We start from the raw sequence: 23,111 nt of genomic DNA, 5'->3' as shown, positions 1-23,111 counted from the left end.
ACTCGTTTTACTACCATACTATTCGGAAGTCCCCAAACTCACCAGTATAAGTCTCCAAAACTACTTCGGCTTTGGTTACTCTTGCGCCGAGCGATCCCTTTTTACAAAACTGAATTAGTTTCTCAATGCTTTCTTTTTCCCCTTCAAAAACCGCCTCAACTCTTCCATCTGGAAGGTTTCTAACCCAGCCTGTCACGTTATATCTACGGGCTTTTCGATGTGTTTCTGATCGAAAGAAAACTCCTTGAACTCTTCCGTTGACGAACACGCGTGCCCTAACTTTCATCTGAAATCCTCCATTCTCTTAATATGAAGGAATTACAGAGCATTCCCAATGATTACTCTTTTGATAACTTATATCTAAGCGATTCTCCAATTCTGGACAACGAGATATGATCTATGGATGGAGAGGAACTGCGAGAATTATATGCAATATTGGGAACCAGCTTCTTTCTATGGATGGGGTGGCTAGCTTTTGCACCTGTTTTTCCTTTGCATGTTGATGATCTTGGCTTCTCCTTTTTTGATTTGGGTCTTTTGATGGCATTGCCTTCTCTCTTTTCCATATTTCTTAGGCTTCCCATAGGAACCATTGCCGGTCGAATTGGGAAAAAACGGATAGTTCTCTTTGCTCTAGCCATTCAATTTGTGTCATTTCTGCTTCTGGGCTTTCTATCTAATTTAGGCGCGCTTTTTGCGGTTCGAATCTTGCAGGGAATTGCCGTGGCTCTCTTCCCGCCAATAATTACCGCAGCCATATACGACTTAGCAATTCCCAAGAGCAGGGGAAAAATGTTTGGAGTCTTTTTCACATCTATCGGATTGGCCATGATTTCAGGTCCATTGCTGAGCACTCTACTTTTACAGTTTCTAAACTTCAGCGATTTTTTCTTGGTGCTATCGTTGTTTCCAGCCATCGGTTTTGGTATATACTTCACCATGTCATCGAGCAAAGGCCAATCCTCTGTGGAAAGATACAACAGTGGAATAGGATCTGTAGGGCGGGTTCTGAAGAATCGAAGTGTTTTAGCATTATGTTCTTGTAGAGTTTTATTTGCAATTACAGCGTCGATGTTTGCCACGGTCTTCTCTGTATATACTCGAGATGTTTTATTGGTCGCACCATTTCTTGTGAGCGCCTTGTTTATGATTAGAGGAATATCTAATACTCTCTTACGTTTGCCTTCAGGGAAAATCTCTGACAGAATTGGGAGAAAGAAACCTATCATACTCGCATACGTCATTTTGGTGGGCGTGTTTTTGCTGTTTTCAGAAACAGCGAGTTTCATTGCCTTTATTCTAGCTATGGCTCTCTATGGATTTGCTTGGGGGTTGAGGGTTGCTCCAGAAACTGCACTTATTGGTGATCTTGTTGACAGTGAAGATGCAAGTGTGGGAATAGCTCTTCTCCAAACCATGTTTCCTATAGGTTCCACGGTCGGGTCCATTTTGGCAGGGTGGCTTGCACTAACCGTTCCAATTCAGACAATCTTCAAATTGTCTTCACTGATAATCGTTCCCGCGATTATTATTCTCTTAACCATAAAAGAGGATAACATTGGCTATTAGACGCCTTAAGTGAAGACAGCATATATGACCGAAAAAAGAGGAGTAGATTGAGATAGGCATAGAAGATTAATCTATAATGTTTAATTGGTGTAAGCCTACTCCTAATCGTAGAGAGTGACAGAGTAAACATGAGACTTGCATTAGTTGTCTGTTTCCTATCTTATCTTTATTCATTAGTGTGAGCCATTCAGTGGAACCAGTTGTCATAGAGTTCTTATTTTACGAGCCCTGTCCAGTATGTCCGCCATCAAAGTTGTATCTGCATAATAACCAAGTAGTAGAGGCTATTCAAACAGAATATGGATCAAAAGTCTTGGTCAAGAGGATCGATTTTTTCTCTCTAGAGGGCCAAGAGAAGGTTGAACAGTACGGTATAGAACTTGGATGCCAGAACACTATTGTACTTAATTATGAAAAAGTGATTGGGGGATATGCTAATGAAACCTACGTAAGGGGAGTAGTTGATGCGTATTTATACGAGTTAGTTCACGATGTATCTGTAATCAAGGTAATGCCTTCCCACTCCGTTATAGTGGTTGGCGAAAAAATAAACATCACTGTCACCCTCAAAAATGCCGGAATTGAAAGGAGAGCTTTGAAGTTAACGTTTACTGCAACGAATCCCTGATTGGAACGCAGACAGTCACGAGTTTAAGCCCAAAACATGAGCTTTCGATAATCTACACTTGGTACACAACAAACCAAACCCTCGGAAGCTATACAATAAAAACCGAAGCAGAACCTGTCGCGAATGAAACCAACTTAGTAAACAACATCTACATTTATAGCGAAATTGAGGTTACATCTTCCCACTTTGCAGCCCTAACAACCATGCTCATGCTTGCCTTCACGCTTGGCTTTTTTGAGACTTTTTCGCCATGCCTAATCATACTATTATCCTTCGTATTGAGCTATACTATAAGCAAGACATCGCCCTTCAAGGAAAGTTTTTCGAGGGTTATGATTTTTGGAATGGGCTTTCTATCCGCAACCATTCTTCTTGCAGTGGTTCTAGGGTTAGTTTTTCTATCAATGCCAGTACTTCAATATTCGTTAACATGGATTGTATGCGTTTTCGCCTTAGTTTTCGGGCTAAATTTGCTGGGAGTGCTTAAAATTCCTTTCACGGGCCGCTTCCAGTCAAAGCCTGTAATCAAAAAGCTTGCCAGAAAGTTTGTCATCACATACGCTGGGCTTTTTCTTCTTGGATTTATCTTTTATTTTCTTGATCCTTGCATTGCACCTATTTTCGTTTCCATAATGCCTTTACTGCTTCCTGAGACTTTCTTATTCACTCTCTTTGTGTTTTGCGTAGGGGCAATTGTTCCCTTCATTGGTATTGGAGTTTTTGCTGGCTCAATTTCGAAGCTGGCTAGAAGCACGTACAGACATCAATCCAAAATTAGAGCAATCAGTGGTCTGATTCTAATAGGTTACGCCCTATACCTTATTGTTTTTTATCTTCTCAATATCATAAAATAATTTTTCTTGGCTAAGCGCATGTACACTGCTAAAATTCGCATTCTGCGTCCTAATAGTTTCACTATCCTCTCTCCACCTTGTCTGATGACGTTGCTCCGCGTTCTTTAAAAGAGCTTCGACAGAAAGTCTTCCTACGTGAAAAAAATGCTGGAAAACAATGGAAAATTCATGATCTACGCTTCTAGTATGCCAAGCCGTGAACGCTTAAAGGTTGTTGGTTCTGCAGTTGCAAAGGTTGCAAGCTCTCTGAAACTTGAAACAGAACTTTCCCCAAGGAGCAAACTTCTCTCCATTTATGTCTATTACAAAAGCGATGCGGGTGATGAAATTCCTGTGTATTGTGACTGGGGCAAAAGTTGGAAGGAAGAAGATGTCTATCGTGCCATTAAAAACATGATGTTTGTGCTTTCTTTTCATCCACGCCATTCAAGTCTACGGACAATACGAAAAGAAATATGTGTCTCTGCCTAGAGTACCTTGCTGAACTTCATGCTTTGATTTGAAAGCTCGACTTCATAGGTTTGATTAACATCGAATTTGATGTTTAGCTGGTCATATTCTTGCTCGGTTAAGAACAGGATGATTTTGGGCAGGTTAAATCCTGTTCGCATAGTTTGTACAGGAAGCTGTTGCTGTAAGGCTTGAACTACGCTTTGCACCATCCTTGCTTCTTCTGTGGCTGGTTGAATAGCGAACCGCGGTATCTTATGTTCCTCTACAAGCTCTATACGCTTTCCTAGGATACCTTCCGGGTCGCGGATTGATTCAATGCGTTGAACTCTAACAAGCACCACTTTGAACCCTCATTTCTTAATATCGTGCAGCATTAGGCTTTATGCGTTTCTGCATTACTCCATTTCGACTGTTGCAGGAGGCTTGGGTGTCACATCATAATAAACCGCAGAAATGTTCGAACAAGCCTTCAGTATTTCGTCTGCTGTCTCGTTCAGTGTTGCCCAAGAAATTTCAGCTACTTCTGCTGTGAGAAAGTCGTGCGTTTGAATCGCCCTCAAAATGACAACATAAGGTTGTTTCTTAGACGTTTCTTTAATTGTATATAGTACTCGCGTGAAGAATTGATGCTCCATAGTTACCTTAGCTTGGAGGGCAACAAGGTGGGCTATAGACGGACTATGAAGGCTGCCATTCGCAGTTTGGGCTTTCAATGCGGTAATTCCACCATACATCCTCTTGCCACCTTTTATGCCAGTAGCTTTCGCCTCGAAAATCTTGATTGACAAATGCCTTGAAGGAACATTAAGAAAACGGGCAGCAATCTCTTTAATGTGCATACTCCTAGGATAGGAAACCGTTTTGTTATCAATGATTGCAGCAAAATATTGGCTAGGCTTGTGCTTCGCGAATTTTTCTTCAACAATAGCCGTTGCCTTTTTCGCTGAATCTAGCTTATCTCTTTTAATCTCACCTACAACTCGTACAGACAGGCCTGGACCTGGAAAAGGCTGCCTTTCAGCAATTTCTGAGGGAACTCCTAAGTGGCGGGCCACTATGCGAACTTGCTCTTTGTATAGAGACGCGAGAGGTTCAACCACTTTGAAACCATAACGTTCAACCGTGTTTATTCCCATTTGCTCAAGTACATTGTGCTGGGTTTTCACGCCACCCGTTGTTTCAATTACATCAGCTTTTATAGTTCCTTGAACAAGCACATTGCATCTTTCTTTTTTAGCAGTTTCGCCTAATACCTTGTAAAATGTCTCACGGAACATCTTGCGTTTCTCTTCAGCGTCTTGTAGACCTTCAAGTGCCTTCAAGAACCTTTCCTGAACATTCAATATTCTTATCGGCAGATTTATTGATGGTTGTGATACTAGCTGGGCGATACGTTCTGTCTCGCCTTCTCGCATAAAGGCGTCATCCAGCATCACGCATAGAATGTTATTGCCAATTGCTTTGTAGGTTAAGACGGCGCTTGTTGTACTATCAACACCACCTGAAACAGCGATTAGCGCGCGTTCATTTCCAACAAGCTTCTTTATCTCTTCCACCTGTCTTTTTACGAATTCTTGTGGATTAAAAATCTGCAATAAAGAACAACCTCACAGCAGCTTATTTATAGCCTCTTTGCTTAAATATTTGCCACTTCGGGGTAATCTAGAGACTCCAACAACTTGGAGCAGTTTTTTGAGAGGAATAGGAGGATACAGCTCACGCAGATTTTTAAACCTGATGAAGGTTGTCTTGGTTCGCCCCTGAATGAAATCCAAGTATTCATCATGCGATTTGAAAACAGTCTCTTCGTTGTAGTCTTTCCACACTGCTTCGATCTCCCCAACGACACGTTCTTCGAAGTCACCGATTCCTCTAACCTCTCGTATTGGGTGGACAACATAGAAAAGCAATAATGTTGTGTCTATTGGGCCTACAGCGTTTTTGCGGACAAAAGCCTGAACACTTTTGCCTGCACGACTTTGAACAATACGTCTATTCCACCACTTTTCCCTTGTAAGAAGAATACACGCGTATTTGGACAACCGGAACACTCTCAGAATAGAATAAACAACTTGAAAACTATAAAAGACTAACCTAGTGACAACATCTCCAGCAGACTTGCATTTTTGCCATATTTCGCTCAAAAACTAATAGCAAGAGCGCGTCTTTTTGCTAAGATTTTTGGCGATATTCGTTTTCAATAAGCATAAAGGAAAGTCTGGAGTCATCGATTTTTGATGCTAAAATTTTTGTTCTTAAAGCCTCTAGTCTCTTAATAGAAAGTCTAAGGAGACAGAGTTTTTGAAAGAGATAGAGGAGCTAAAAAAAACAACTGATATATTGAGGGAATTGGGTGAAGATTGGAAAGAGAACATGGCCATAATAAATATCGCTGTTCGGGGAAATGGGGATATGCCGGAACTCATTAAACGACTCTGCAAAGAAAGTAACCGAGGCAATTTGATAAAAATTGGATTGACACTTATCGCTTTTCCATTCCCTATAGTAATTGACGACGTCTTGGGCTGGTCTTTCTTGGCTGCAGGTTTGATTCAAAGAAAAATAAAGAACTCTGCGTTGTACCTTGAAGACGTTAACAGAATTTTTCCCAGCATCCTTAGAGAATTGCATGAAATCAGGCAAGAAACAATCTAACTGTGCAAAGGAGTAATAACACAAGGAAATGTCATGCTTCTGACCCGAAGAATGTGCACGCTGAAGGAGAAAGCGATTCATATGTTTTGGAAAGCGGAAATTTAGCGGAACATCGAAAACGCATAGGGAAAATTCTATATTGCTGCATAACATGTACGTAACATGCAAAGGTGGTCTGTGTGAAGTTAGTAACAGTCTTATTGCCTGAAGCTTATTTAGAAGGATTAGACGAACTTGTGAGAGCCAACATGTATCCCAGCCGAAGCTCAGCCATCCGTTCAGCAGTTAGAGACTTGTTGAAAAAGGAGCTTTGGACAAGGGAAGAGAGGCCCTAATAGGTTACATGTTATTAAGTGCTCGCTACATGATTTTCGTTAGGCTTTTGAGCAGCATTTTTCAAATCTTTAGCAGTTCGTGAAGGATTTACAGCAAGCGTTATCGTTCTGCCGACAATGAGATACTTTGCTCCGCTTCTAAGAGCATTCTCAATGTTTCCGCCTTGCGAGCCTATGCCAGGCGAGTAGATAGGTACTTTTTCTCCAAGAATCGAATATACTTCGCTGATTTTTTCGGGGTATGTGGCACCGACAACTACACCATCAGCATCCCATTTCAGCGCTTTCTGGGCAAAAATTCTGTACTGAGGAATAACTCTACCTTTTTCAATAGATACTGCTTGTCCGTAGCCTTCCCATGCTCCTTTGTGGCTCATGTAAATTAGCAATATCACACCTCGATTCATTTGTTTCGCTGTTCTAAAAACAGGCTGCAAGCCTTCTTTCCATCCAACAAAGGGGTTTGCAGTCACAGCATCAAAGCCTGCTTTGAAATAGCATTCAGCTATCGTTTGGTTTGTGTTACCAATGTCATTTATTTTGCAGTCCATGATAACAGGTAGTCTGTAACCTCTTGCTTGCCTTAACAATTCTTGTACGTCACCGAACAATCCCAATGGTAAAATTAGGTGACGGTTAAGTTTTACCGCGCAAATATATGAGTGCACTGCTTTCAAAATTCCCTTTGCTTTAATAAATAATTTTTCAGGTTTATCTGGAGACAAATCTAGAGCTAGTACAATATTTGAGCCAGTTCTCTTTACAGCTTGTTCCATTTCAAACCTGAAAGACAAACCAAAGCACCTTATCTATCTTGTAGCAGTTCAGAAAAATGCTTTTCGGTCAAGGCTTAGTTGAAAAAGTTTCTGCGTTATTTATATTACCATTAGATTTTTGGTTCTTGTATAAGAGTGCCAAGTTTACTGCTTCAACAATTGTCTTAGCGATGTTTAGGGAGAAATCGATAAAATGTTCCACATTCAGAATGGTGAGCTTAGGAAATTGTATTCAATCATGTAATTTTATGCTCTCTAACACTTGCAAAATCTAGAAAAATCTAGGAGGGGCGCTCACAAAACAAAGATTGTATTCCAGTCTTGAGAAAACATTGATTTTAAAGACACAAGTATTATAAAACCAAAGCAAAACAATAGATTACGCGTAAAGAAATAATTTAAAAAGAAATGTTAAAAGTTGGAAAGCTCTACAATAGTGTAGTGGGAGTGCCCTTTTGCCAAGCTTGGGAAAAATTGGAAAAATCGTTCGTCGCAGTGGCGAAAAATCAGAAATTCCTAAAGCAAGCAGAGCTTCAGAAAATCAGACTTCCAAAATCTACCTGAAGGCAATGCCCCTGCGAAAGCTTTCCGACTTGAACACAGTAAAACGCGAAGTCAAATCAGGCAAGATCCTTATACTAAAAGTGAGCCCCTTAGCAGACAAGAGTATCGAAGACATTAAAAGAGCAGTAAACGAGTTATGCGAATTCGTTAAAACAGTAGGCGGCGACATAGCACGATTAGGAGAAGAAAGAATAGTCATCACTCCTTCCGGAGTGCGAATCTGGCGAGAAAAAACCGTTGTACCAGAAGAGCAAGTTCCTACCGCAGCCTAACAGTTTCCAAAGTATCAGGTGCTACTGCATCAATCCTAAATCTTCTTTTAAGGAAGTTTGAAAGGCTTAAGCACTTCGTCTTTTCACCGTGACAAACTATGACTTTCTCAGCTCTTGGTGTAACACGACGAATATAATTGACAAGTTGTCTTCTATCTGAATGCCCTGAAAAGCCTTCAATAGATTCAACCTGAAGTTCGACCTTGATTACTTCCATCCTTCCCTCATTGCTCATGATAGGAGTCTCTGTTAGTCCTTTTTGGATTCGACGTCCTAAAGTACCTTGTATCTGATAACTAACAAATATCACTGTGTTAAGTTTATCAGAAGCTAATCGCTTGAAATAATCGATAATTGGGCCCCCCTCAAGCATTCCTGCAGTTGCCATAATAATGCTTGGTTCACCTTCCACTATCTCGTCCCGAGCGCTTGGATGCTCCACTAGAGTAAAGTAATCAGATTGAAATGGGTTTATCCCCTCATGTAGAATGCTGTTTCGAACTTCCCTTGCCAAATATTCTGGATAAGCAGTGTGAATTGCTGTCGCTTCTGAAATCATTCCCTCAATGAAAACTGGTGCCTCTTTCATTAAGCCTCTTTTCATGTAACCATCAATAATCAACAAAATTTCCTGAGCTCTACCAACCGCAGGCACTGGAATCATAACCTTTCCGCCACGTTCTAATGTCGCATTTATTGTCGACGAAAGCTTTTCTTCAGCAGCAATTCTTGAAGGCATCAAATCCTGCGGAGCGCCATACGTGCTTTCAGTTATTATTGTTTCTACTCTGGGAAACTCTGTGGCAGCCGCTTCCAGAAGAGTGGTTTTTGCATATTTATAGTCACCAGTATATACAAGATTGTGCAAGCCTTCTCCAATATGTAAATGAATTATTGAGGAGCCTAAAATGTGACCGGAATTATGCAGGGTCAAACGAATGTCAGGCGAAATGTCAGTCACGGCGCCATAACGCAACGGTAAAGTATGTAGAACACATCCACGGACGTCTTTTTGGTCATAAGGCGCCATTACCCCTTGCTTGCTTGCAACGTCTAAATAATCCAGTTGAAGCAGGGTCATCAGATTCGATGTTGGGGCAGAACAGTAAACTGGCCCATCATAACCGTATTTAAATAGATAGGGAAGAAAGCCGCAGTGGTCAAGATGAGCATGGCTCACGATTACGGCGTCAAGTGCATCTATGTCGAATTGGGGCATGTCAAGCCGCGGGAAAGCATCGAGAGAGTTTGATGAGCCAGGGTTAATGCCGCAGTCTAAAAGCACATGGCTTTCTCTTGTTTGCAGCAAAATTGCAGAACGACCGACCTCTCGGAATCCACCTAGAGCTGAAATTCTTACGTCGCCCACTTCACAAATTGACGGTCGAAAAATTCTTTCGCCAATGGTGCGCAGCACTCTTTCACGTTCTTTGCTTTCCGAATGAAGGTAGTGACGCATATGAGATATTATTTTTGAAGGAATGGGAGAGCTTCTTAAGATTCTGGGTCGCCATCTTGTTTCTTTTACAATCTCTTGCAATACTGCCCCGTTCTTTCCTATGACTAAACCTGGTTTCTTCGCATCGATTATGACTTCGCCAAGGCTTGGGTCAAAATTTATGCTTGTAATTTCAGCTTTTTTTGGAACCACTTTTTTTATTATCTTTGTTGTTTCTTTTTCTGGTAACCTTACTGAGGGGTCTGGTCTCACAACGATCCTTTTGCGAATCAAACCAACTATATCTGCAATGATGGAGCTTTGCTCAAACAAAATTTCTGGCTTTTTCGTATAAACTGCTAATGCTGGCCCTTCAAACTCTATTCTGGTAACTTCTGCTTCCTTAGGTATATGCTGCAAGACAGTCTGACTTATTTCTACTTTGCTCTTCCCAGCTGTTGTCACGCTTTTCTCCTCGTCTCTGACACCGTCTCCACTATGTTTTTTTTCTCTTCTTCACCCAGTTCGCGGTAGCCTTCTTCATCGATGATTGCGACATCAAAGCTGTCGCCAGTTGCTATGTTTCTTTTCATGGCCGCTTTCACAGCGTGAACAACAATTGGCAACAAGTCCTTTGTAGACCTCTCTTCTTGATATTTGTCTTCAAGAACACCATAAGCTACTGGAGAACCGGAACCTGTAGCGACACATTTCTCCTCGATCAAGCTACCTAGAGGATCCAGCGAGAACACGTGAGCGCCTGTGTCGTCGATTCCTCCGATGAGGACTTGGGCAATCAAAGGTGCATAGCGAGATGAAAACAGGAGATTTGCGACCAGTCTAGAAGCTGCTTTTATGGGGATAGGTCTTCTAAAGCTCATTTTATATAGCTGTGCATTTGCCATAAGCACCTCAACAACACGCTGAGCGTCGGCAACGCTTCCTGATATAGTCATAGCAATGTGTTCATCAATTCTGTATATTTTCTTTCCCTTTTTGTGGGCTATAAAGGTGCCCATTGTTACGCGAGTATCTGAGGACAGAATTACGCCATCACTACAAACAATGCCTACAGTGGTGGTGCCTTTAAGGACTAGTTGATTTGATATTTCACGCATTTTCATGTCTCCTTTAAAATCGGGTGCGCTCTTTACAGTTATCTTCCAAAGGAAGTTAATCGCTATCGGTATACATACCGACTGATTTAAAAAGATTTCGTGGACACTAGTATAGATGGAAAACGTACTTTGCAAGTGGAGTGATTTCCTTTGACCATGAAGCTTCATCAAATGCAACTCCCAAGAGAAGTTCTAATCGGAAATGGAACTATAGAGCAGGTGGTACCTATCTGCAAAAAACTCGGATTTCTAAAGTCAGCTTTTGTTGTAACAGGCACCCAGACATTCAAAATTGCAGGACACAGAGTTATTGACTTACTTGAGGATTCCGGAATCGGTGTCGATCGTTTGTTAGTGTCCTCTTCCACCGTGGAGGAAGTAGCTGCTGTAAGAGCTAGGATAAACGAAACAAAGCCTCAAGTGGTTCTGGGAGTTGGAGGCGGCACAAAAATCGATATTGCAAAGCTCAGTTCCGCACAGCAAGGTACACCTTTCATAAGCGTACCTACCAGTGCGTCCCATGACGGCATTGCAAGTCCTCTCGCTTCAATCAAGGGGTCAGAAAAGCCCTACTCCGTTATGGCACAGGCTCCTATGGCCATAATTGCAGACACAAATATCATTATTCAAGCTTCTCATCGCTACACAGCCAGTGGATGTGGTGACGTCATCGCCAAATTCACCGCCGTTCGCGACTGGCATCTCGCACACAAAGTGAAAAATGAATATTATGGTGAATACGCTGCAAGCTTGGCACTAATGAGCGCAAAGCTCGTTGCAAAAAACGCGGAGTCTATTAGACCAGGGAATGAGGAGGGACTGAGAGTTCTTTTGGAAGCGCTCATAAGCTGCGGCGTCGCTATGAGCATAGCAGGAAATAGTAGACCCAGTAGCGGTTCAGAACATTTGTTTAGCCACGTTTTAGACCTAGTTGCTTCTAAGCCTGCAATGCATGGGGAACAGGTTGGCGTTGGCACTATAATGATGGCTAGTTTGCATGAGTTGAATTGGCGTCGCATTAAATCGAAGTTGGAAAAGGTTGGTGCTCCAACAACTGCTGAAGAACTTGGAGTTGAGTCAGAGGATTTGATAAAATCTTTAGTGAAAGCAAGAACCATTAGGCCCGAGCGGTATACTATTTTGGACCAAAAAAGGTTGACCGAAAAATCGGCTAAGGTGCTTGCAAAGAAAACGGGAGTAATATGAAAAGGAATGAGACTATCTTATTTGGTTCTTTGTTTCTTTGCTCTTTTCGTTCGCTTTTTCTTTGTTGTTTCTTTTATTGTCTCTGTTGCTTTGGGACTTTTGAATGTTTCAACAAATTCTATTTTTGTGATTTTGGGGAAAAAGCGTTGTATGTCGGTAACGACGCCTCTTTTTGCCAGCTGCAGGCCTTCTAGATAGAATGCCTCTTCTGGAACCTGTATTCTTACCTCAGTTTTTTCAATGTCCAAACCGAACCCTGCGATATCGGCCAAAAGTATCCTTCGGTGAATTAGCGCGTACATTTTCTCCTTATTCGTTCTAAGTTTTTTCCTTGCCGTAACTTCGTAGACTAGAGTTTTACCTGCAAGTGGTGGATTGAAGTCTAATTGCACTCTACCTGCTCCAACTGTTCTAATCGTGGCTGACTTCTTTTCATATTCGATACGCATTCCAAGCTGTGGCGTTATCCCTTTATCTCTAAGTCTCCTTAATGGAACCATCTTTAGCTTTTCTGGATCTCTGGGGCCAAAGGCCTTGTCTGGTGGGATTTCGATTGTTTTTGGCTTGTTTAGTTGAAGAGATGACAGGCTGTCGTCCAATGCCTTGAGTACCCATCCTTCACCAATGACAACAAGTTTAGGCTCATAAATTTCTCCTTCCTTGTATATTCGTTCTTTTTTTGCTATATTTTCCAAAGTAGTGTCAAATACTTCTCCTGTTTCCTTGACCTTTGCTACATATTCAATTATTAGGAAGTCTCTTTTCTTGAATGGCATTTTAACTCATCTCTTAGTTTTATTGTTATAGCTTTTTGACTTGTCTTATTGTGAGTGTAGTATTGCTGTTTATACAGCTTTTAAGCGTTGCTTGGTATTGGCTCGCAAATTAGCGAGTTCTGATTTATGTAGATGACCTTTTTCTAGTCTAGAGAGGTCTAGAAGAGGTGCACAAAGTCTCCACTTTCAGAACCTCTTAGGAGTCTACTTAGGCCAACAAACATAAATCAAAACTTGATTTCTTTAAACATCAGCACTAAGAATTTATAATTACACCAAACTAAGAAATAATCGAGATAGATTAGATGCCAAAGATAAAAGAAGCAATAATACTCTGCGGTGGACAAACTTGGATGCTGAGACCAGAAGCCCAAATACCTAAACCACTACTAAATCTCGGTGCCCAAACCCTCATTGAAAAACAAGTCAACTGGCTCACAAAGAATGGTTTCAAAAAGATTGTCCTTGCACTAAGCAAAGACCTTCTCGGATATATCATGTTGAAAACTGACATCTATAAAAAATTCAAACAAACAAAAATCGCCAACATAATAATGTCAATTGAAAACACCAGACTTGGTACAGGAGGTGCCTTGAAAAAAGCGTGTCAGCTAATCCAAAGTAAAACATTTTACGCATGTAATGTCGATGACCTTGCATTTGATTTCAATCCAAATGAACTCCTTGCAGAATCAGACAACTCAATAGTTGTATTACTGGCGAAACCCACATTGCCCTATGGGAAAGTCAAAATTAAAAACAGATACATCAAAGAATTTGAAGAAAAACCGCAGCTTGACTTCTACGTAAATGCTGGACACTACTCTATGAAAAAAAGTATCGTACTAAAACACTTCCCTAGCACAGGAAACTTCGAAGAACTGGTGCTGCCAAAACTAGCAAGGCAAAACGCCTTGAAAGGCTTTGAATATCACGGTTCCTGGATAACTATTGACACATACAATGACTACATGAACGCCCTCAGTTTATTTGAAGCTTAAACTAAATCTCAAAATGGAGGACAAGAAACAGGCACGATTGCTATGCACATGCGCAGTGAAAGGTGTTTAGAATACGTTGCGGGAGAAATTGTCCCTTAATCATTTAAGAGCCGCTATTCTTGTAAAGGATGTTTTTCTGTTTTCAAAGAAACGTCCTTCATCAAAGTTGTTGGTAGTGGTATTTCTCTAGGCAACATTTCAAGTGCTACTTCAGTTTTCGAAAGTTCCTCCGCTGCTTGGAGAGCAGGTAGCCTAAAGTAGTAACAGTAAACTGGGTTGCCGTCACAAAAATGTTTCAGATCAAAGTCAGAAAGCTCTCCATCCATATTCTTTGCTAACATTTTCACGCACTCTTTTTTTGAAGCGCTTGAGAGATATGGACACTTCATTTCTTGCACGGCTGTTTATGTGTTGAACAGTTCTTTCGTTCTTCAAATCTACAATATGTCTTTTATTAGACATATAGCAAGTATTACTATATCAGAATCGGAATATAAACGTTCCGTTTCTAGACGATCTTGGATAATGTGTATGCTTTTTATTTTATTACGTGTTGTGTTAAGCGAGGTCTGGTTTGTTTGATCGTGGGTATTCTTGGAAAGAATGTTGAGGGATGGGGAACTAAGCAGTTAGGGGCGTCTCTTGAAAGACGGGGTTTGTCGCCCGTATTTTTTAGCTTTTCCAGTCTTGCAGCGAGAGTTGGTTACCAGCCTGCTGTAGGCGTGAACAATGTTAATATGGCTAGGGATTTAGCGGCTTTAATTATCCGTTCCATTGGTCGTGGTTCACTTGAGGAAATTATTTTTCGAATGGATTTATTGCATACTCTTGAGCGGCGTGGGGTTTTGGTTGTTAATCCAGCTGGAGCGATTGAGCGGTGTGTGGATAAGTATTATGCTCTGGCACTATTAGAGGAACGTGCGTTGCCTGTGCCGCGAACTGTGGTAACTGAAAATTTAGAGGAAGCTTTGAAGGGTTTTCATGAATTAGGAGGTGATATTGTCTTGAAGCCTCTTTTCGGTTCGCGAGGAGTTGGTTCCACACGAATTTTTGATTTGGATATCGCTACGCGAATTTTTGACTCTGTAAGGTTTCATCATGGAGTTCTTTATCTCCAGGAATTTATTCCCCATGGAGATTCTGATATTCGTGCTTTTGTGGTTGGTGACCATGTTGTCGCTGCTATGCGGAGAGTTGGAAATTCGTGGAAGACAAACGTAAGTCAAGGTGCTCGACCAGTACCGATTCGGATTAGCAGGGAGTTGGAGGGTTTAGCAGTCAAAGCAGCTAGAGTTGTTGGATGCAAAGTTGCGGGCGTTGATATTTTGGAAGGCAAGAACGAGCCGCTTATTATTGAGCTAAATAGTCAGCCTGGGTGGCACGGGCTACAATCTGTTACTAATGTGAATATTGCAGATTACATTACTGATTATGTGTTGGCTGAGGTGAAGAAGAAAGATGAGTATGATGACTAAAGATGTGGTAATCTCTAGAATTGACGTTGCCACTTCGCACATGGAAAGAAGAGAAGATATCGTAGCTAAGGAAATTGCACTACATGTTTTTATAAGTACAATTCATTTTGTGTCTATTTTTTGTTCGCCAACCTTGTTGAAGGAACTTGTGGTAGGACACCTGTTGAGCGAGGGTTTAGTGAATTCGTCAAGTGAACAAATAAGTAATTGAATCCATAATTTCTGATTTATGCTCCCTGATTTGGCAATAGCGGTTTTTCTAGCAGTTTGCCTCACTATTTTTGCATGTGTAAATCTTTGTAATTTGAAACGGTTCAGCGCCAGCAAAAAAAGAGACAGATACAGAGCTGAAGTGAGACAGCTAAGTGGGTCGATTTTCATCTTGGCGGCTCTTGGTACCTTGATCTTTTTTCTAGAATCAGTTCTTTATATTGTTCTAGTTTTCACAGGGTTTTACGAAATCGCAGGTGGTTTTTTCTTTCAGCTACGATTTCCTTTTAGTTCGTTGGTGCAGTTTGTAGGCATTTTTGCCACTGTCTTTGGCTATGCACTATTCCTTTGTAGCGTCTTGGCTAGAGGCAGATACGCTGTTTCTTGGGAAATGCCTGAAAATCAGAAGCTTGTGACTTGGGGTCCTTATCGTTACGTGCGTCATCCTTCATATCTTGCTTATTTCATCTTATTCGCCGGTCTATTCTTTATTTTTCTCAACTTGATTGCAGTGATCCCGTTTATCGCAATTCCAAGCTATGTACGCATAACAATTGCAGAGGAGGAATTGTTGACGAAAAGGTTTGGTGAGACGTACTTGGGATATCAGCGTGCAACTGGCAAATTTTTTCCTAGAAGGAAACAGCAGGGTTAACTTTGATTGTTGAGTTGTCGCTTTTCTATTGCTTGTTTTAGATTTTGTGCAGCGTCTTCTGGTGGCACCACGTTAATATATGTCCCAGTGCTCTTCTCAAACCCTGCCCAGATAGACAGTTTCGGATAAACCTCCAAATGCCAATGATAAAACTTGTCTGCCACTTTGTTTGATGGTATTATGTGAAAACCATAATTGTAGGGAGGGTCATTTAGGAGTGACTCTAGTCCGCTCAGACAAATTTTCAAAGCCTCAGCCAAGTCTTCTACAGTTCTACGCTTTAAATCCAACAGTGTTGCCTGATGTCTCTTGGGTATTATCCAAAACTCGAAGGGATGAATTCCTGCCCAAGGTGCAAAAGCAACAAAACTTTCATTTTGCCAAATAAACCGAGGGCCACTCTTTTCTCTCTCAATTATGTCGCAGAAAACACATTTTCTGTGCACTTCAAAAAACTCTTTGCTCGCCCTTAGCTCATCGCTTAGAATAGTTGGTGTTGTCGGCATCGCAATTATTTGGCTGTGAGCATGTGATAATGAAGCCCCAGCACTTAAACCGTGATTTCGGAAAATCGAAATGTATTCCACGTAAGGTTTGGAAGAAAGCGCCTTCAAACGGTCTACGTATCCATTAATCACGTGGACTATCTGAGAAATTTTTGCTGCACCCGGATGCTCGTTGTGATTGGGTGATTCAATAAGCACCTCATGATGCCCCACTGCTTTACCCGATTCGAAGCTTTCTCCTTTCCTAGGAGGAGAAAAAGCGGAATACAAGTTCGGTACGCAGCGAATCAGCCAATTTTTGTGGCGTGAGCCATTTGTATCCTTTTCTTTTACCACTCCCTTTTCTCCTTTCAAATAGACAAGCACAGCGGGCGGTGTTTTTCGCTCATTTCCAGGACAGAAGGGACATAAACTCTTGTCAACACTTTGAGCAGTTGGTTCCTTTTTGGCAAAATCTGTCGGCCTACGTCTTCTGTGGGTGGCGACAACAACCCAACGGTTGAGAAGGTAGTCTTTTCGAATGTCATTCAGCAAACGATAACATCCTGCGTGTGGTCTAGATCTTTGGACAAAAGTTGCTTAATCTTTTTTCTCTTCTTTCTTCATGAGTTCATCATAAATCTCTAAAGTTTTCTTAGCTATCGCATCCCAAGTGAATTCTGTCAAGACACGTTTTCTGCCGTTTTTGCCCAACTCGAGTTTTCTGTCATTATTTTGAAGAGAGCTAACGATTCCCCAAGCAATATCTACGGGGTCATTAGGATTAATGTGAAAGCCACATTGCCCAGGACCATCAGCCACCACAATTTCTCTCATGCCGCTAACTCCGCTGGCGCCTACAACAACTGGTTTCTCCATGCTCATGGCTTCCAATGCAACGATTCCAAACGGTTCGTAAAGACTCGGAAATACAGCCAAATCGCAGGCTGCATAATGAGCAATTCGTTCTTCTTCAGGTACAAATTCAAAACGAAACTTTACAGCGTCTCCAAGTTTGAGGCCTCTAACCATATTTTCCAGATGCCCCTCCATGTCTCCTAAACCAACAATTACCAATTTCGCGCTTGGGACCTTCTGCAATACATGTGGCATAGCCATGATAAGCTTGTCAACACCTTTGATCCAGACAAGTCTTCCGATAAAAAGTATCATTTGATTGTCATCGTTAATCCCATAACTTTCACGTATCTCTTTTCGCTTCTCCTCACCCACTTGCTCGGGAGAATATTTTTGTGGGTCAACTCCGTTATAGCAAACTCTAATTTTCTCTTTCGGAAAGCCTAATTCAGCTAACTCTTCTTTCATTGCATTTGAAACAGTAACCACCAAATCAGCCATTTGTCCGCCTCGATGCTCAATGCTGCTGACAACTTCCGACCCGTTGCCTAGAGTTCGCCCTTTCTCTGTTGAGTGAACATGAAATACTAAAGGCAGTCCAAGCTCTCTCTTCGCTGTAATACCAGCAATCACTGAGAGCCAATCATGCGCAATCAAAACATCATATTTGAAACCTTCTTTCTTGACAAGTTCATTAACTATCTTGGAAGCGCTAAGATAATTGTAAACAAGAATTTTTGAGAAGAATTGTATTCCTCTCCCCCATCTTCTAACGTCCTCGGCAATCACGTCTGGCAGAGAATCTGAGACATCTATATGAAGAGGGCGGTGGATTTCAATTCCACGCCATAACTCTCTAGTAGGAAGAGCTCCTTCATCATCATTCATGGTGAATACCGATACGTCATTCTCTAAAAGTACAAATTTCCGCGTTATTTCTGCCGCATACGTACCTAAACCTCCAACTATCTTAGGTGGGTATTCGTAAACCATCACAGCCAATCTCATTAGTTCTCATCGTCCTCGTTTGTCTCGATGCTGTTTCTATGGCTTATGGCATTATTGCTTATTTGCGTTTCCTAAAAAATGTAGATGCGAAGCATGAAAAAGGGGTTTGGGGAGTTTATGGGTTAATTTTGTAGGTCTGCTTTACGACTGTTTGCAGTATCTTGTGGTGTTTTTCCTCGTCACTAGCAATATGTTCTAGCAGCAATCGTACGCCTTCATCTTTCGTTTCTTTTATCTCTTTCTTTATGAGTCCAAGCATCGCTGTCTCAGTCTTGATGTGTCGTTCCAGGTTCTTTTTAACAACTAGTTTGTCGATATAACTGTCCTGCAGAGTATCCCATAAGGGTTTAGCATCTTTTTGGCTGATCACGTCTAATATGCCTTCTAGAATCATGGCATGCTTCTCAGAATCTTTCTGGGTTTCCAATAGTAATAACTTGGCTGCTACATTATGTACATTTTTAATTTGCTCATTGACGATTGTTACAAAGTTCTTCTCCATCTTAATTTGCTCTTTAATAAGCTTCACAAGTGTTTCTTGTGGCATGTTGCTTTCTTCCTCTTTGCTCAGTTGAACTGCTACTGGGTATTATTAAAGTTTTTAATATTCTTACTTCTTTGTCTGGTGTGCTTTCATAAGGTACATAAAAAAATAAATGCGTGCAAAGTGTTTCTCTTAAAAAGAGCAAAAATCTGAAAAGGCAAAACGGACAATAGATAATATAAGATGGAGAGTAATAGATTAATGCGTTTAAACCCTATCAAAAAAACAATATTAAAAGTAATGGCTGAAGAAAGCCGACTTCGAAAGCCTAAAGACATAGCCAGAAAAGTCGAACTCAATTTCTCCTCCTGCATGATGTACATCCTTGGACTAAAAAAGGCAGGATATGTCTCTTCTCCAGAAAAAGGTTACTACCAGATAACCAATCTCGGCAGAGAAATTCTGGAGCCCAAAACCAGCAAAGAAGTAGCAGCCTCCCTCTTAAGCCCATTAGCTCCTGAAAAGGCATTCTATTTTTACACAGGAATCAACCAATATTCAGGCCTGCTGGCCAATAGCCTTCCAGATTTCTGCGAAAAAATAAAAAATGCTGACATAGACTCGGTAGAATTCCATCTTATTCGAAAAGATTTTGAACGATGGCTTGAAAGCATCGGCGACCAAGAACTGGCAAAAAAAATGGGAATAATTAGAGAAACAGAAGCGTCAGGACAGGAACTCCGAAGACTAGTCTACGAAGCCGCCAAGACTCGCTGCGACGAGCTTGTGAACCTTTCAAAGTCTACTTGGTGAGCAGGAGCTGATTAGAAGAAAGAACTAAGCTGGCTTGAAGCGATCTTTCAGTTTCTCCACTATCTGAGGTAGCGTTGTATACTCCATAGCTTCAGCACTCAAACGTGCTGGCTCAAACTCACCCATCCTGCGAAGTACTCCCGCCATCTCCACAGCCTCTCGACGCGCCATGTCAAACGCTGGATCATCAAAAATATCTTTTATCATTGGTGCACCATTATTATCACTCGCAATTCCACCATTACAAACTTGAAAGCCAATAGCAACCATTCTAGGTGGACCATCAAAAACTGTGCACTTACTATTTTTTAAGCTCACAGGCATGAGGGGTCCCCAATGGCTTCCTCGCATCCATCCCTCAACAAAATATGTGTGAAGAAATGGCACTGGAATTTCGCCAACATCAGGTAATCCGTGCTGAGCCCTCACGATGGCAACTGGATCATCCTTTCCAACATATTTCCCTGCAATAAGCGATAGTCTCGTAGTGCTAGTTACTGCACACAAAAGATTTTCTCTAGCCAGCCAAACACGCGAAACACTATAACATGTGCTCGTTCCAACGAGACCAATCAATTCATACATCTCCTCGGGGCATTTCAAAACCACTTTCTTGTTTTCTCTCGTATCTAAAACTTCGAACTTGAAACCACCAAACATGCTTGGGTCAATTACAAGTCCAGCTGTGTTCATAGGGTCAGCGAATATGCGAAACAAGGGAAAATTAAATGAGCCTGCTGAGGCCTTGTCAGCAGCAAATACGATGATTGGATCCGAACCTCTTTCTTCAATTTCCATCTCTGCTACGCCTGGACCCATACCACGGATGTTGCCGCTGAACGCTGTTTTCAGCAAATCTTGTCCTGCTCCATACAGCTTTAGGTCTTTGGCTTTATCTGTAGCTTTCTGAAAGATGTCCCAAGCTAATGCGTGGATTTCTCGGTTTTTTTCACCTTTTTCGTGAACCATTAGAAGTTCAAGGTCATCCCCGGCGTTGAACACATAAGAGCCATTAATAAGTCCTTTCTCCTTTGCTTCTTCAAGATTTGTCTTCGCTATTTCAAATAGCGGCTCAGGAACAACGTGATGTCCCACCAAAGAACCTACGTCACATTTTTATAATCGATATTGTTGTTTTCATAAGTTCTTACATCCATTCCCAGATTTAGCTACTTTTTCTTTTTGGCTTTTAAGACTTTTCTAGAATTTTGTCGTTTTATGCAGTTAATGTTTTTTATTTGCGTTCTAACTAGATATGAGGAAAATCTATGGGAAAACTTACAATAGTCTCTGCAAAGATCCCTGAAGAAGTCTATAAAGAACTCGTTCTACGAGTATCTGAGGGCGAAAGAAGCGCCTTCATTCGGGATGCTATCACGGAAAAACTTCAAACAGTCCCGAGACCAGATAAAATTTTGGGCCTTGAAAAACGAGTTGGTAAGCTGGAAGCGGAATTTTCCGAAATAAAAAAATATCTTGCGAAACTTGAAATACTTACGTATGAGCGGGGAAAAATCAACCCCCACACCTTCTGCATCGACGAAACAGACCATAAAATTATAGACTACCTGCTGCGCTACAAAGGTGCAACAACCCCAGAACTAGCCGAACATTTGAAAACAAACCGGTGGCTCATCCTCAACAGATTGCGAAAAATTCAGAAATCATCTAATAAACAACTTGGAAAACCAATAGTGCAATACAATGCAGGAGAGAAAAGGGGAAAAAAGAAAGCGTGGTGGCTGAACGAAGAACTAATAGAAGCCTAAAACAACATAATAGCTTTATCTCCATAGATACGACTTCTGTAGTGAGGGCCCGTAGCCCAGTCAGGATAAAGGCACCGAACCACTAGCAGTGATGTGCAAGCCTCCGGTCTAATAAAATGGGTGAAAGCCGGAGATCTGGGGTTCAAATCCCCACGGGCCCGCCAATCACAGCGAGCGAATCCTTTCAGCCCACACAAGCTGTCAATTATTCACAAATTATTGCCAATTCATTTGTGTAGTTCTCCAAGTTTCTTTAGTTGACTGCCTTCAAGTTCATTAAACAAAAGCGGTGGTACCTGATATTCGTAAGGATTAGGCCCAGGTTTACTTGTTTTTCTCTTCCGCCGATACACTAATCCTAACCTATGGGATTCTTGTAAGACTTGTTGAATTCTCGCCTTCGAGAAGAGAGGTAACCCCTCAGCAATCTCTTCCACAGTGTACCAACTCGAAAATCTAAGCCGAAGCCACAGCCTAATGCGACTACTGGCAGTGAAGTTAAGCAGGATATCTATCAAGGACATTTTTCTACTATGTTAAAGGATCCTTTGACTAATAAATATTAAAATAAAATATATTTAAATAATAAGAAGTTAATTGTATTCTTGGAAGTTCGACTTGATTAGGAAAGCATTTGGAAAATTCGACCCTCAAGAACCGTTACGACTTAGAGGTTTCGAGGTCTATTTCAAGATAAGAGCTCGGAAAGGACTGTATGCTTGGAGGAGCGACTATCCCAGCGTGCAGAGACTACTCGACCACCTTCAGAGGTATACCCAAAGCGAAAGTTCCAGAGAGGTATACTTGAATGTGCTACGGAGGTTCTGTGAGTGGTCGAGTTATGACTCGGAGAAACTAGTCCAGTTGCCAAAGTTCAAGGTCGAGAAGTTGGTTCAAGACTATGTGGATGGACTTGCTAAAGAGGACAGAAGCAAGGCCTATGTAAACAGCTTGATTAAGAGGCTTCGAACTTTCTTTATGGTAAACGGCTACGTGCGAAGCAATGAACTAAACATTCGAGCCTATCACGTTCCAGCCCGCTATCGCAAGGTCCCAGAGTATATTCCGACCAAAATTGAAGTTCACGCTATGGCCAATGCTGCGGGAAGCTGCAGGGATAGACCCATCATTCTCATGCTCTGGAGCAGTGGTTTGAGAGTTAGCACGTTATGCGCTCTTGATTACAGAGATGTGGAGACTGAGCTGAAGAATGGTAAACCCTACATCATGATTCCGGTCTATCCAGAGATGAAGCGTAGGGTGCCTGATGCCTGTAAGGGTCAGATCTCTTACTACACCTTTATCTGCCCGGAAGCTGGCGAGGCGCTCAGGATCTATGTTATGGAACGAGAAGAGAAATACGGTAAGATCAAACCTAAAGATCCATTGTTTCATTCGGACTGGACTCTATGGAATAGAGAGGAAAGATCTAGTAGAAGGTTGGGGCGACGTGGAGTGGGTCTGATTGTGAAGAGAGCAGCAAGGCTCGCAGGGATCCCGCGGTGGAAGTTGGTGACCCCACACTGCTTGCGTAAGGCTTTCGAATCAGTCCTGAGGAGCCCAACAGTCGATGGTGGAAGAATGGACAAGTCGACACAAGAGTTCCTTTTTGGGCATATACTTCCAGGCTCACAGGATCCTTATTACGATCGAACAAAGGTTGACTTCCATCGAATCGAATATGCGAAGCTGAACTTTTCAATGGACAG

The 23,111-nt window shown here is 41.6% G+C and carries 28 protein-coding genes, 1 tRNA gene and 1 pseudogene; 16 read left to right on the top strand and 14 right to left on the bottom strand.

What is annotated here, in order from left to right; all coding sequences use genetic code 11:
* Positions 1–10: 10 nt before the first annotated feature.
* Positions 11–286, bottom strand: a complete 276-nt coding sequence (locus tag KAU88_02160; protein MCK4477315.1) for an acylphosphatase — start codon at positions 284–286, stop codon at positions 11–13.
* A gap of 113 nt (positions 287–399) precedes the next feature.
* Here KAU88_02160 and KAU88_02155 point away from each other — a divergent pair, with 113 nt between their 5' ends.
* From KAU88_02155 to KAU88_02135, 5 genes and pseudogenes are all read left to right on the top strand, one after another.
* Positions 400–1,569 carry an MFS transporter gene (locus KAU88_02155; GenBank protein ID MCK4477314.1) on the top strand — a complete coding sequence of 390 codons (1,170 nt, stop codon included), beginning with the start codon at positions 400–402 and terminating at the stop codon, positions 1,567–1,569.
* A 190-nt stretch (positions 1,570–1,759) separates the two neighbouring features.
* Positions 1,760–2,197: a hypothetical protein gene (locus KAU88_02150; GenBank protein MCK4477313.1), complete on the top strand. Its 438-nt coding sequence runs from the start codon at positions 1,760–1,762 to the stop codon at positions 2,195–2,197.
* A pseudogene (locus KAU88_02145) lies at positions 2,194–2,349 on the top strand (hypothetical protein). Before KAU88_02150 ends, KAU88_02145 begins: the two are co-directional and overlap by 4 nt.
* Before the next feature lie 51 nt (positions 2,350–2,400).
* Positions 2,401–3,051 carry a hypothetical protein gene (locus KAU88_02140; GenBank protein ID MCK4477312.1) on the top strand — a complete coding sequence of 217 codons (651 nt, stop codon included), beginning with the start codon at positions 2,401–2,403 and terminating at the stop codon, positions 3,049–3,051.
* 144 nt (positions 3,052–3,195) lie between these two features.
* Positions 3,196–3,522 (top strand): hypothetical protein, encoded by a 327-nt coding sequence (locus KAU88_02135; GenBank protein MCK4477311.1) that lies wholly within the window; start codon positions 3,196–3,198, stop codon positions 3,520–3,522.
* Here KAU88_02135 and KAU88_02130 read toward each other — a convergent pair.
* The 3 genes from KAU88_02130 to KAU88_02120 are packed head-to-tail and all read right to left on the bottom strand — an operon-like array spanning position 3,519 to position 5,546.
* Positions 3,519–3,842 (bottom strand): arcadin 1, encoded by a 324-nt coding sequence (locus tag KAU88_02130; protein ID MCK4477310.1) that lies wholly within the window; start codon positions 3,840–3,842, stop codon positions 3,519–3,521. The two genes, KAU88_02135 and KAU88_02130, sit on opposite strands and share 4 nt — an antisense overlap.
* A 57-nt stretch (positions 3,843–3,899) precedes the next feature.
* Entirely contained in the window at positions 3,900–5,099 is a 1,200-nt protein-coding gene (locus tag KAU88_02125) for a GMP synthase (protein MCK4477309.1), read from the bottom strand.
* Positions 5,100–5,111: 12 nt separating this feature from the next.
* Positions 5,112–5,546 (bottom strand): hypothetical protein, encoded by a 435-nt coding sequence (locus tag KAU88_02120; protein ID MCK4477308.1) that lies wholly within the window; start codon positions 5,544–5,546, stop codon positions 5,112–5,114.
* Positions 5,547–5,805: 259 nt separating this feature from the next.
* Between KAU88_02120 and KAU88_02115 the strand changes: the two genes are divergently transcribed.
* Positions 5,806–6,159, top strand: coding sequence for a hypothetical protein (locus KAU88_02115; protein ID MCK4477307.1), 354 nt, complete (start codon positions 5,806–5,808; stop codon positions 6,157–6,159).
* A gap of 179 nt (positions 6,160–6,338) precedes the next feature.
* Positions 6,339–6,494 (top strand): ribbon-helix-helix protein, CopG family, encoded by a 156-nt coding sequence (locus KAU88_02110; GenBank protein ID MCK4477306.1) that lies wholly within the window; start codon positions 6,339–6,341, stop codon positions 6,492–6,494.
* 14 nt (positions 6,495–6,508) lie between these two features.
* Here KAU88_02110 and KAU88_02105 read toward each other — a convergent pair whose 3' ends face one another.
* A complete protein-coding gene (locus KAU88_02105; GenBank protein ID MCK4477305.1) occupies positions 6,509–7,288 on the bottom strand; it encodes an orotidine 5'-phosphate decarboxylase in 780 nt (259 codons plus the stop codon).
* A 542-nt stretch (positions 7,289–7,830) separates the two neighbouring features.
* Here KAU88_02105 and KAU88_02100 point away from each other — a divergent pair.
* Entirely contained in the window at positions 7,831–8,106 is a 276-nt protein-coding gene (locus tag KAU88_02100) for a cell division protein SepF (protein MCK4477304.1), read from the top strand.
* On the opposite strand, the gene KAU88_02095 is transcribed toward KAU88_02100, so the two are convergent.
* Together KAU88_02095 and psmB are read right to left on the bottom strand one after the other, a co-directional pair.
* The gene (locus tag KAU88_02095) at positions 8,093–10,009 is read right to left on the bottom strand and encodes a beta-CASP ribonuclease aCPSF1 (GenBank protein MCK4477303.1); all 1,917 of its coding nucleotides are present in this window, start codon (positions 10,007–10,009) and stop codon (positions 8,093–8,095) included. The genes KAU88_02100 and KAU88_02095 overlap by 14 nt on opposite strands.
* Positions 10,006–10,662: an archaeal proteasome endopeptidase complex subunit beta gene (gene psmB / locus KAU88_02090; GenBank protein MCK4477302.1), complete on the bottom strand. Its 657-nt coding sequence runs from the start codon at positions 10,660–10,662 to the stop codon at positions 10,006–10,008. Before psmB ends, KAU88_02095 begins: the two co-directional genes overlap by 4 nt.
* 171 nt (positions 10,663–10,833) lie before the next feature.
* Here psmB and KAU88_02085 point away from each other — a divergent pair, with 171 nt between their 5' ends.
* A complete protein-coding gene (locus KAU88_02085; protein MCK4477301.1) occupies positions 10,834–11,868 on the top strand; it encodes an NAD(P)-dependent glycerol-1-phosphate dehydrogenase in 1,035 nt (344 codons plus the stop codon).
* Between the two features lie 17 nt (positions 11,869–11,885).
* Here the strand turns inward: KAU88_02085 and KAU88_02080 are convergent, their stop codons facing one another.
* Entirely contained in the window at positions 11,886–12,644 is a 759-nt protein-coding gene (locus KAU88_02080) for a peptidylprolyl isomerase (GenBank protein MCK4477300.1), read from the bottom strand.
* Positions 12,645–12,949: 305 nt separating this feature from the next.
* On the opposite strand from KAU88_02080, the gene KAU88_02075 reads away from it, so the two are divergent.
* On the top strand, positions 12,950–13,645 hold the full coding sequence (locus KAU88_02075; protein MCK4477299.1) for an NDP-sugar synthase: 696 nt from the start codon (positions 12,950–12,952) through the stop codon (positions 13,643–13,645).
* A 113-nt stretch (positions 13,646–13,758) separates the two neighbouring features.
* On the opposite strand, the gene KAU88_02070 is transcribed toward KAU88_02075, so the two are convergent.
* Positions 13,759–13,986, bottom strand: a complete 228-nt coding sequence (locus KAU88_02070; protein MCK4477298.1) for a hypothetical protein — start codon at positions 13,984–13,986, stop codon at positions 13,759–13,761.
* 237 nt (positions 13,987–14,223) lie between these two features.
* Between KAU88_02070 and KAU88_02065 the strand changes: the two genes are divergently transcribed.
* The gene (locus tag KAU88_02065; protein MCK4477297.1) at positions 14,224–15,120 is read left to right on the top strand and encodes a RimK family alpha-L-glutamate ligase; all 897 of its coding nucleotides are present in this window, start codon (positions 14,224–14,226) and stop codon (positions 15,118–15,120) included.
* Positions 15,121–15,361: 241 nt separating this feature from the next.
* The gene (locus KAU88_02060) at positions 15,362–15,985 is read left to right on the top strand and encodes an isoprenylcysteine carboxylmethyltransferase family protein (protein MCK4477296.1); all 624 of its coding nucleotides are present in this window, start codon (positions 15,362–15,364) and stop codon (positions 15,983–15,985) included.
* Here KAU88_02060 and galT read toward each other — a convergent pair.
* From galT to KAU88_02045, 3 genes are all read right to left on the bottom strand, one after another.
* Positions 15,982–17,025, bottom strand: a complete 1,044-nt coding sequence (gene galT / locus KAU88_02055; protein ID MCK4477295.1) for a galactose-1-phosphate uridylyltransferase — start codon at positions 17,023–17,025, stop codon at positions 15,982–15,984. The genes KAU88_02060 and galT overlap by 4 nt on opposite strands.
* A gap of 45 nt (positions 17,026–17,070) precedes the next feature.
* Positions 17,071–18,336, bottom strand: coding sequence for a glycosyltransferase family 4 protein (locus tag KAU88_02050; protein ID MCK4477294.1), 1,266 nt, complete (start codon positions 18,334–18,336; stop codon positions 17,071–17,073).
* A 115-nt stretch (positions 18,337–18,451) separates the two neighbouring features.
* On the bottom strand, positions 18,452–18,883 hold the full coding sequence (locus KAU88_02045) for a hypothetical protein (GenBank protein MCK4477293.1): 432 nt from the start codon (positions 18,881–18,883) through the stop codon (positions 18,452–18,454).
* A gap of 198 nt (positions 18,884–19,081) precedes the next feature.
* On the opposite strand from KAU88_02045, the gene KAU88_02040 reads away from it, so the two are divergent.
* Positions 19,082–19,633, top strand: a complete 552-nt coding sequence (locus tag KAU88_02040; GenBank protein MCK4477292.1) for a winged helix-turn-helix domain-containing protein — start codon at positions 19,082–19,084, stop codon at positions 19,631–19,633.
* A 24-nt stretch (positions 19,634–19,657) separates the two neighbouring features.
* On the opposite strand, the gene KAU88_02035 is transcribed toward KAU88_02040, so the two are convergent.
* Positions 19,658–20,731, bottom strand: a complete 1,074-nt coding sequence (locus tag KAU88_02035; protein ID MCK4477291.1) for a fructose 1,6-bisphosphatase — start codon at positions 20,729–20,731, stop codon at positions 19,658–19,660.
* A gap of 170 nt (positions 20,732–20,901) precedes the next feature.
* Here KAU88_02035 and KAU88_02030 point away from each other — a divergent pair, with 170 nt between their 5' ends.
* Positions 20,902–21,402 carry a hypothetical protein gene (locus tag KAU88_02030; GenBank protein ID MCK4477290.1) on the top strand — a complete coding sequence of 167 codons (501 nt, stop codon included), beginning with the start codon at positions 20,902–20,904 and terminating at the stop codon, positions 21,400–21,402.
* A 45-nt stretch (positions 21,403–21,447) separates the two neighbouring features.
* Positions 21,448–21,566: transfer RNA gene (locus KAU88_02025), tRNA-Arg, on the top strand.
* Positions 21,567–21,629: 63 nt separating this feature from the next.
* On the opposite strand, the gene KAU88_02020 is transcribed toward KAU88_02025, so the two are convergent.
* Positions 21,630–21,926 carry a hypothetical protein gene (locus tag KAU88_02020; GenBank protein ID MCK4477289.1) on the bottom strand — a complete coding sequence of 99 codons (297 nt, stop codon included), beginning with the start codon at positions 21,924–21,926 and terminating at the stop codon, positions 21,630–21,632.
* A gap of 94 nt (positions 21,927–22,020) precedes the next feature.
* Here KAU88_02020 and KAU88_02015 point away from each other — a divergent pair.
* A partial coding sequence (locus tag KAU88_02015) for a tyrosine-type recombinase/integrase (protein ID MCK4477288.1) occupies positions 22,021–23,111 on the top strand: 1,091 nt, incomplete at its 3' end.

The sequence above is a fragment of the Candidatus Bathyarchaeota archaeon genome, from assembly GCA_023131225.1.
Classification (GTDB): Archaea; Thermoproteota; Bathyarchaeia; order Bathyarchaeales; family SOJC01; genus JAGLZW01.
The sequence above is the reverse complement of the archived record's forward strand: the minus strand, read 5'-3'. Positions and strand labels throughout refer to the sequence as shown.

Bases quoted from the DNA above. Each gene is read 5' to 3' on its own strand.
- KAU88_02045 (MCK4477293.1), bottom strand. From the start codon at position 18,883: ATGCCACAAGAAACACTTGTGAAGCTTATTAAAGAGCAAATTAAGATG.
- KAU88_02080 (MCK4477300.1), bottom strand. From the start codon at position 12,644: ATGCCATTCAAGAAAAGAGACTTCCTAATAATTGAATATGTAGCAAAG.
- KAU88_02070 (MCK4477298.1), bottom strand. From the start codon at position 13,986: ATGTTAGCAAAGAATATGGATGGAGAGCTTTCTGACTTTGATCTGAAA.
- KAU88_02160 (MCK4477315.1), bottom strand. From the start codon at position 286: ATGAAAGTTAGGGCACGCGTGTTCGTCAACGGAAGAGTTCAAGGAGTT.
- KAU88_02135 (MCK4477311.1), top strand. From the start codon at position 3,196: ATGCTGGAAAACAATGGAAAATTCATGATCTACGCTTCTAGTATGCCA.
- KAU88_02085 (MCK4477301.1), top strand. From the start codon at position 10,834: ATGCAACTCCCAAGAGAAGTTCTAATCGGAAATGGAACTATAGAGCAG.
- KAU88_02155 (MCK4477314.1), top strand. From the start codon at position 400: ATGGATGGAGAGGAACTGCGAGAATTATATGCAATATTGGGAACCAGC.
- KAU88_02020 (MCK4477289.1), bottom strand. From the start codon at position 21,926: ATGTCCTTGATAGATATCCTGCTTAACTTCACTGCCAGTAGTCGCATT.
- psmB (MCK4477302.1), bottom strand. From the start codon at position 10,662: ATGCGTGAAATATCAAATCAACTAGTCCTTAAAGGCACCACCACTGTA.
- KAU88_02075 (MCK4477299.1), top strand. From the start codon at position 12,950: ATGCCAAAGATAAAAGAAGCAATAATACTCTGCGGTGGACAAACTTGG.
- KAU88_02030 (MCK4477290.1), top strand. From the start codon at position 20,902: ATGGGAAAACTTACAATAGTCTCTGCAAAGATCCCTGAAGAAGTCTAT.
- KAU88_02140 (MCK4477312.1), top strand. From the start codon at position 2,401: ATGCTCATGCTTGCCTTCACGCTTGGCTTTTTTGAGACTTTTTCGCCA.
- KAU88_02040 (MCK4477292.1), top strand. From the start codon at position 19,082: ATGCGTTTAAACCCTATCAAAAAAACAATATTAAAAGTAATGGCTGAA.
- KAU88_02050 (MCK4477294.1), bottom strand. From the start codon at position 18,336: ATGAGATTGGCTGTGATGGTTTACGAATACCCACCTAAGATAGTTGGA.